Here is a 9,631-nt window from a genome sequence, read left to right as displayed (position 1 = left end):
GGAAGGGCCCCCGCCGATCTCGACTGCGCACTCGTCACACATCGCATCACGAAGACGCCCAGGGAGCCTGTGCAGTGAAGCAGACACGTATCGAGGACCTTCTGCCTTTGTCGCCGCTCCAGGAAGGGCTGCTCTTCCACGCGCAGTACTCCGAGGACGCGCTCGACGTCTACACGGTGCAGCTGGCGGTCCGGATCCAGGGCCCGGTGGACGCCCCGGCGGTGCGCCGCGCGGCGGCCACCCTGATGGGCCGGCACGCGAGCCTGCGCGCGGGGTTCCGGCGCCGCAAGACCGGCGACCCGATGCAGGTGATCCTCCGGGACCTCGAACTGCCGGTGACCGAGCTGGACTTCAGCGACGTTTCCGAGGAGGAGCAGCGGGCCAGGGTCCGGGAGTTCGCCGCCGGGGACCGCGAGCGGCGCTTCGACATGGAGCGGCCGCCGCTGCTGCGGGTCACCATGATCAAGGTCGCGGCCGACGCCTTCTGGCTGGTGCTGACCGCCCACCACATCCTGCTGGACGGCTGGTCCGCCCCGCTGGTCATGCGGGAGCTGTTCCAGCACTACCGGGCGGGCGGCGAGGACACCACCCTGCCGCCGGTCACCCCCTACCGCACCTACCTCGCCTGGCTGGCCCGGCAGGACAAGGCCGCGGCGCGGCGGGCCTGGCAGGAGGCGCTTCAGGGGGTGGACTCGCCCACGCTCCTGGTGCCCGACGCGGGCCCCGGCGCCGCGGTGCTGCCGGAGGACCTGGTCGCCGAGGTCCCCGCGGACCTCACTGCCCGGCTCGGCGAGCTGGCCCGCTCCACCGGCGTCACCCTGAACACGCTGGTGCAGAGCGCCTGGGGCGTGCTGCTGGGCCGGCTGACCGGCCGGGACGACGTGGTCTTCGGCGCCACCGTGTCCGGGCGCCCGGCGGACATCCCCGGTGTGGAGTCCATGGTCGGTCTCTTCATCAACACCCTGCCGGTCCGGGTACGGGTGGACCACGGCGCCCCCTGGACCGAGCTGCTGGCGGCGGTCCAGCGGCGGCAGGCCGCGCTGCTGGACCACCACCACCTGCCGCTGTCCGCCGTGCAGGAGACCACCCCGGTCACCGGCGAACTCTTCGACACCCTGGTCGTCTTCGAGAACTACCCGCTGGACTCCGACGGCATCACCGAGCACACCGACGGCCCGCGGATCACCGACATCACCGGCCAGGACGCCACCCACTACGCGCTCACCCTGTTCCCCACCCCCGGCCCCACCCTGCGGCTGCGCCTGGGCTACCGGCCCGATCTGTATCCGGCCGGGCGGGCGCGGGCCGTGCTGGACGGCTTCTGCCGCATGCTGGAGCGGATCGAGGCGGATCCGTCCCTCCCGGTGGGCCGTACCGAGGTGCTCGCGCCCGAGCTGCTGCGCACCGTCCTGACCGACTGGAACGAGCCCGACGCCGGGGCCCCGGACACCTCGGTGCCCGCACTGTTCCAGGCCGCGGTGGCCGCCGACCCGGCGGCGGTGGCCCTGGTGGCGGACGGGGCCGAGGTGTCCTACGGCGAACTGGACGCCCGCGCCAACCGGCTGGCCCGGCTGCTGGCCGGGCTCGGCGTCGGCCCCGAGACGCGGGTGGCGGTGGCGCTGCCGCGCGGGACGGACCTGGTGGCCACCCTGCTCGCGGTGGGCAAGAGCGGCGGCGCGTACATCCCGCTGGACCCCGAGTACCCGGCCGAACGCGTCGCGTACATCATGGCCGACGCCGCGCCCGCGGTGGTGGTGACCGACTCCTCGGTGACCTCGGTGCCGCCGGCCGGGGACGCGGTGCGGGTGCTGCTGGACGACCCGGCGGTCCGCGACCGGCTGGCCGCCCTGTCCGGGGAGGACCTGGGGCTCGCCCCGGTGGCGGGGGACCACCCCGCGTACACCATCTACACCTCGGGCTCCACCGGCCGGCCCAAGGGCGTCGTCGTCACCCGGGACAACCTCACCAACTTCGTCCAGGACATGCGGGACCGGTTCGGCTTGCGGCCCGGCGACCGGCTGGCCGCGGTGACCACCATCGCCTTCGACATCGCGGGCCTGGAGCTGTACGCCCCGCTGGTGTCCGGCGCCTCGGTGGTCCTGGCCACCCGGGACCAGGTGATCGACGTCCCCCGGCTGGCCGCGCTGCTGAAGAGCACCGGCGCCTCGGTCATGCAGGCCACCCCCACCCTGTGGCAGGCGCTGGTCTCCCAGCACCCCGAGGCGCTGACCGGGCTGCGGGTGCTGGCCGGCGGCGAGGCGCTGCCCGCCGGGCTCGCCGCCCGGCTGTGCGAGCTGGCGCCGGAGGTGACGAACCTGTACGGGCCCACCGAGACCACCGTGTGGTCCACCGCGGCCCGCCTCGGCGGGACCGGGGGCGACGTGCCCCCGAGCCCGGCGGCGAATCGCGCGCCCGTGATCGGCAGGCCCATCGCGAACACCCAGGTCTACGTCCTGGACGCGGGGCTCTCCCCGGCCCCGCCCGGGGTTCTCGGCGACCTCTACATCGCCGGGCGGGGTGTGGCGCGCGGCTACGCGGGCCGTCCGGACCTGACCGCCGAGCGGTTCGTCGCCTGCCCCTTCGGCGCGCCCGGCACCCGGATGTACCGCACCGGGGACGTGGCCCGGTGGACGGACGACGGGCAGCTGGAGTTCGCCGGCCGCACCGACGACCAGGTCAAGGTGCGCGGTTTCCGCATCGAGCCGGGCGAGATCGAGACCGTGCTCGCCGAACTGCCCGAGGTGGCCCAGGCGGCGGTGGTGGCCCGCGGGACCGGGGCGGGCGAGCCGCGGCTGGTGGCCTACGTGGTCGCCGCCGCGGACACCACGGTGCCGGTGCCCGTCCTGCGCCGGGCCGTCGCCGCGCGGCTGCCGGAGTACATGATGCCCTCGGCGTTCATGGTGCTCGACGCGATGCCGCTGACGCCCAACGGGAAGACCGACCGCAAGGCGCTGCCCGAGCCCGACTTCGGCGAGCTGTCCACCGGCGCCGCGCCTCGCACCCCGCAGGAGGAGATCCTGTGCGGGCTGTTCATGGAGACGCTGGGCCTGAACGCGGTCGGCATCCACGACGACTTCTTCGAACTGGGCGGGCATTCGCTGCACGCCACCCGGCTGGTCAGCCGGGCCCGCTCGGCGTTCGCCGTGGAGCTGCCCCTGCGGGTGCTCTGGGAGGCGCCCACGGTGGCCCGGCTGGCGGCCCGGCTGCGCGGCGCCGACGAGGCCCGGCCGCCGGTGCGCGCGGTGGAGCGGCCCGAGCGGATCCCGCTGTCCTACGCACAGCGCCGGCTGTGGTTCCTCAACCGGTTCGAGCACGGCGCCGCGGCCCACAACATCAGCATCGGTCTGCGGCTGAGGGGACGGCTGGACCCCGAGGCGCTGCGGGCGGCCGTCCGGGACGTCACCGCCCGGCACGAGATGCTGCGCACGGTCTTCGCCGAGACCGACGGGGTGGCCCGGCAGCTGATCCTGAGCCCCGGGCAGGGGGCGGCCGACCTGGTCGTCACGGACGTGGCCGAACCGGACCTGGACGCGGCGATCGCCGAACAGGCGGCGCGCGACTTCGACCTGGCCACCGAGACCCCGCTGCGGGTGACCCTGTTCCGGATCGGCCCGGAGGACCACGTCCTGCTGCTGCTCCTGCACCACATCGCGGGCGACGGCTGGTCGGTCGGCCCGCTGGCCGGCGATCTCACCTCGGCCTATCTGGCCAGGGCGGAGGGACGGGCACCGGACTGGGAGCCGCTGCCCGCCCAGTACGCGGACTACACGCTGTGGAACTACGAGGTGCTGGGGGAGGAGGGCGATCCGGAGAGCCTGGTCGCCCGGCAGCTCGACTTCTGGCGCAAGCGGCTGGAGGGCATCCCCGATGTGCTGCCGCTGCCCACGGACCGCCCGCGGCCCCCGGAGGCGGACTACACCGCCGAGACGGTCGAGATGGACATCTCCCCGGAGCTGCACCGGGCGCTGACCCTCGTCGCGCGGAAGACCGGGACCAGCCTGTTCATGGTGCTCCAGGCCGGGCTCGCCGCGCTGCTCTCGGCGCTCGGCGCGGGGACCGACATCCCCATGGGCTCGCCGATCGCCGGGCGCAACGACAAGGCGCTGGAGGGGATGATCGGCTTCTTCGTCAACACGCTGGTGCTGCGCACCGACACCTCCGGCACCCCGACCTTCCGGGAACTGCTGGACCGCGTGCGCGAGTACGACCTCGCCGCGTACGCCAACCAGGAGGTGCCGTTCGAGCGGCTGGTCGAGCTGCTCAACCCCGAGCGCTCGCTGGCCTGGCACCCGCTGTTCCAGATCTGGCTGAACGTGCAGAACGTCGAGGCCGCGGGCAGCGCGCCGGTCGGCCTGCCCGGTGTCGACGCCGAGGCGTATCCGGTGCCGGTGAACGCCACCCAGTTCGACCTCGCGTTCACCTTCAACGAGCGCACCGCGGCCGACGGCGGCCCGAACGGGATGCAGGCGCTCATCGACTTCCGGCTGGACCTCTTCGACCGCCCGACGGTGGTGGACCTCTTCGGACGGCTGGAGCGGCTGCTGGAGCGGGTGGCCGCCGATCCCGAGGTGCGCGTGCGGGAGCTGTCGGTGCTGACCGAGGAGGAGCGGGCGGCGCTCGCCCGCGCCAACGACACCGCCCGCGACCTCGGCCGGGCCACCTTCCCCGAGCTGTTCGCCGGGCAGGTGGCGCGGCATCCCGACGCCCCCGCGGTGGTCTTCGAGGGCGGCGAGCTGTCCTACGCCGAACTCGACCGCCGGGCCAACCGGCTCGCCCACGTCCTGTGCGCCGAGGGCGCCGGCCCCGAGCGGTTCGTGGCCCTCGCGCTGCCCCGCTCGCCGGAGTGGCCGGCCGCGGTGCTGGCGGTGCACAAGGCGGGCGCGGCCTATCTGCCGCTCGACCCGGCCTACCCGGCCGACCGCCTGGCCTACATGCTCGCCGACGCCCGGCCCGGGGTGGTCGTCACCACCCGCGCCGTCGCGGCCACCCTGCCGTCCACCGGCTCGGCCACGGTGCTGGTCCTCGACGACGAGGCCACCGCCGCCCGGGTCGCCGGGGCGCCGGACACCGCGCCGCGGGTGCGGCTGTCGGTACGGCACCCCGCGTATGTGATCTACACCTCCGGCTCCACCGGCCGGCCCAAGGGGGTGGTGGTCCCGCACGCCGGTGTCGCCTCCCTGGCCACCGGCTACGCCGAGGCGCTGGGACTGGGGCCGGGCAGCCGGGTGCTGCAGTTCGCCTCGCCGAGCTTCGACGCGGCGTTCGCCGAGCTGTGCCAGTCGCTGCCGGTCGGCGCGGCCCTGGTGATGGCGCCGCCCGAGCGCCTCGACCCGGGCGCCCCGCTGGCCGCGCTCCTCGCCGAGCAGGGCGTCACCCAGGCGACCATCCCGCCCGCCGCGCTCGGGGTGATGGCCGACGGCGAGGTGCCGGCGGGCACCACCCTGCTGGTCGCCGGTGAGGCGACCCCGCCGGAGCTGGCCGGCCGCTGGTCGGCCGGGCGGCGGATGGTGAACGCCTACGGCCCGACCGAGACCACGGTGTGCGCGACCATCAGCGCACCGCTGTCCGGAGTGGCCGAGCCCCCGATCGGCACGCCGGTCCCGAACACCCGGGTCCATGTGCTGGACGCCGGACTGCGGCCGGTGGCCACCGGTATGGCCGGTGAGCTGTACATCGCGGGCGACGGGCTCGCCCGCGGCTATCTGGGCCGCCCCGGCACCACCGCCGAGCGCTTCGTGGCCGATCCGTACGGCCCGGCCGGCAGCCGGATGTACCGCACCGGCGACCTGGCCAAGTGGACCCGCGACGGGCAGCTGATGTTCCTCGGCCGCACCGACGAGCAGGTCAAGCTGCACGGCTTCCGGGTCGAGCCGGGCGAGGTCCGCTCCGCGCTGCTGCGCCGGCCGTCGGTGGCGCAGGCGGAGGTGATGGTGCGTGAGGACCGTCCGGGGGAGCCGCGGCTGGTGGCCTACGCGGTGCCCGCGGCGGGCGCCGCGCTCGACGGCGCCGAGCTGCGCGCCCAGGCGGCCACCGCGCTCCCGGAGTACATGGTGCCCGCCGCGGTGGTGGTGCTCGACGCACTGCCGCTGACCCCCAACGGCAAGACCGACCGCAAGGCGCTGCCCGCGCCCGAGTACGCCACCACCGCCCCCGCCGACGGGCCGCGCACCCCCCGGGAAGAGCTGCTGTGCTCGCTGTTCGCCGAGGTCCTCGGGCTGGAGCGGATCGGCGTCCACGACAGCTTCTTCGACACCGGCGGCGACAGCATCATGTCCATCCAGCTGGTCCGCCGGGCCCGCAACGCGGGCATCAAGCTGACCCCGAGGGACGTCTTCGAGCAGAAGACGGTGGCCGGCCTGGCCGCGCTCACGGCCGCGGCGGAGCCGGCCGCCGAGGCCGCCCCCGGACCGGAGCCCGTGGCGGCCGGCGCGGGCACCGGCGCCGTACCGCCGACCCCGATCATCCACTGGATGCGGGAGCGCGGCGGCCGCCCCGACCGCTTCAGCCAGACGAATATGCTCGTGGTGCCGGCCGGCCTCGGCCAGGAGCGGCTGCGGGTGGCGCTGCAGACCCTGCTCGACCACCACGACGTGCTGCGGATGCGGCTGCGCCGCACCGGCGGCCTGGTGTGGCACCTCCAGGTGCCCGAGCGCGGCGCCGTCCGGGCGGCCGACTGCCTGCGCCGGGTCGACATCGCGGGGCTGGACGAGGAGCGGGCCAGGGCCCGGATGGCCGAGGAGACCAGGGGCGCCTGGGACCGGCTCGACCCGGAGGCCGGGGCGATGGTCCAGGCCGTCTGGTTCGACGCGGGCCCGGACCGCTCCGGCCGGCTGCTGCTGACCGTCCACCACCTGGCCGTGGACGGCGTCTCCTGGCGCATCCTGCTGCCGGACCTGGAACTGGCCTGGTCCGGGCAGGCCGACGGCGGCACCCCGCGGCTGGACCCGGTCGGCACCTCCTTCCGGGAGTGGGCGCGGGCGCTCACCGAGGCCGCCCAGCGGCCGGAGCGGGTCGAGGAGCTGGCGTACTGGCTGGACACGCTCGGCGAGCCCGACGCGGCGCTCGCCGACCGGCCCCTGGACCCGCGCCGGGACATCGGCTCGACGACCAGGAGGGTCCTGCTCACCCTCCCCGCCGAGCAGACCTCCGCACTGCTCACCACGGTCCCCGCGGCCTTCCACGCCCGGATGAACGACGTCCTGCTGAGCGCCTTCGCGGCGGCGGTCGCCCAGTGGCGCGCCCGGCGCGGCCGGGCCGGCGGCCCGGTGCTGGTCAACCTCGAGGGGCACGGCCGCGAGGAACTCCACGAGGGCGTCGACCTCTCCCGCACCGTCGGCTGGTTCACCACCCTCTTCCCGGTGCGGCTGGACCCCGGCCCGCACGACTGGGCCGAGTTCCGGGCCGGCGGGCCGGTGGCCGGCCAGGTGCTCAAGCGCGTCAAGGAGCAGCTGCGCGCCCTGCCGGACAACGGGATCGGCTACGGCCTGCTGCGCTACCTCAACCCGCAGACCGCCCCGGTGCTGGCCCAGCTGACCGGACCCCAGATCAGCTTCAACTACCTGGGCCGCTTCCCCGGCGCGGGCCCGGAAGGCGGCGCGGCGCCCGCCGACTGGAGCCCGGCGCCCGAGGGCTTCGACCTGGACGGCGGCAGCGACCCGGAGCGACCGCTGGCCCACACCATCGACATCAACGCCATGACCAGGGACCTGCCCGACGGCCCCCACCTGGTGGCGGACGTGTCCTGGGCGGGCGAGCTGCTGACCGAGGCCGACGTCCGCGAGCTGGGCGAGCACTGGCTGACCGCGCTCACCGCCCTGGTCACCCATGTCGAGCGACCGCGGGCCGGTGGCCGGAGCCCCTCCGACCTGACGCTGGTGCCGCTGACCCAGAGCGAGATCGAGGCCGTCGAGGCGGCCGGGACGGAGCCGCTGGAGGACGTCCTGCCGCTCACCCCGATGCAGGAGGGGCTGCTCTTCCACGCCCAGTTCGACGAGGACGCGCCGGACCTGTACACGGTGCAGCTCGGCCTGGACCTCGCCGGTCCGCTGGACGCCGGCCGGCTGCGCTCGGCGGTGGCCGCCCTGCTGCGTCGCCATCCGAACCTGCGGGCGGGCTTCCGCCAGCAGGGGCTGAGCCGCCCGGTGCAGGTGATCGTCGGCGATCTCGAACTGCCCTGGTACGAGGTGGACCTGAGCGGCCTCCCGGAGGACGAGCGGGCCGCCCGGCTGGACGCGCTGATGGACCGGGACCGGCTGCGCCGGTTCGACCTGGAGCGACCGCCGCTGCTGCGGTTCACCCTGATCCGCATGGGCGACGGGCTCGCCCGGTTCCTGATGACCAACCACCACCTGCTGCTCGACGGCTGGTCGGGGCCGCTGGTGATGCGCGAGCTGTTCACGCTCTACGCGTCCGGCGGCGACGCGTCCGTGCTGCCCGGGGTGACCCCGTACCGCGACTATCTGGCCTGGCTGGGGCAGCAGGACGAGCGGGCGGCGCGGGAGGCGTGGCGCGCGGTGCTGTCCGGGGTGGACGGCGGGACCCTGATCGCGCCGGACGCCGGCGAGACGGCCGCCGCCCTCCCCGAGGACCATCTGGTCGAACTGCCCGAGGACACCACCGCGGCGCTGACCGCGCTGGCCCGCCGCCACGGCGTCACCCTCAACACCGCCGTCCAGGCCGCCTGGGGCGTGGTGCTGGGCCGGCTGACCGGCCGGACCGATGTGGTGTTCGGCGCGACCGTCTCCGGGCGCCCGGCGGACCTCCCGGGCGTGGAGACCATGGTCGGGCTGTTCATCAACACCGTCCCGGTCCGGGTCACCCTCGGCGCCGACGACACCTGGGCCGATCTGCTGGAGCGGGTGCAGCGCCGGCAGACCTCGGTGATGGACCACCACCACCTGGGCCTGAAGGACGTGCTGCGCCTGGTCGACACGGACCGGCTGTTCGACACGATCGTCGTCACCGAGAACTATCCGCTCGAAGGCAGCGGGATGCCGGGCGTCGAGGAGGGCCTGCGCATCGTCGGCGCCTACGGCTCGGACGCCAACCACTACCCGATCAGCCTGGTGGCCATGCCGGGACGCACCCTGCGGCTGCGCTTCGGCCACCGGCCCGACGTGATCGGCCGGGAGGCGATCGAGGCCATCGGCGACCGGCTGGTCCGCGCGGTCCAGGCCATGATCGGCGCCCCGGAGCAGCCGGTGAACCGGGTCGATCTGCTGTCCGGGGACGAACGCCGCACGCTGCTGGAGGAGTTCACCGCCACGGCGCGTCCGGCGCCCGCCGCCCTGGTGCCCGAGCGCTTCGAGGCCCAGGCCGCCCGCACCCCGGACGCCCCGGCGCTGCTGCTCGCGGACGGCACCCGGGTCGGCTACGCGCAGCTGAACGCCGCCGCGGACCGGCTGGCCGCCGAGCTGACCGGTGCCGGGGTGGGCCCCGAGCGGCTGGTGGCGCTGGCCCTGCCGCGCTCGGCGGACCTGGTGATCGCCGCCCTCGCGGTGCTCAAGGCGGGCGGTGGCTATCTGCCCGTCGACCCGGACGACCCGGGCGACCGGCTGGGATACGTCCTCGCCGACGCGCGGCCGGTGCTGGTGCTGACCCGCTCGGACATCGCGCCCGGCCTGCCCGGGAC

At 75.2% G+C, this 9,631-nt stretch carries 1 protein-coding gene; it reads left to right on the top strand.

The window, feature by feature from the left end; translation table 11 throughout:
* Positions 1–74 precede the first annotated feature (74 nt).
* Positions 75–9,631: non-ribosomal peptide synthetase (locus tag AXW62_RS17580; protein ID WP_159060907.1), on the top strand; the 9,557-nt coding region annotated here is incomplete at its 3' end.

The organism is Streptomyces hygroscopicus subsp. hygroscopicus (genome assembly GCF_001553455.1).
GTDB classification, from domain to species: domain Bacteria; phylum Actinomycetota; class Actinomycetes; order Streptomycetales; family Streptomycetaceae; genus Streptomyces; species Streptomyces hygroscopicus.
The sequence above is the reverse complement of the archived record's forward strand: the minus strand, read 5'-3'. Positions and strand labels throughout refer to the sequence as shown.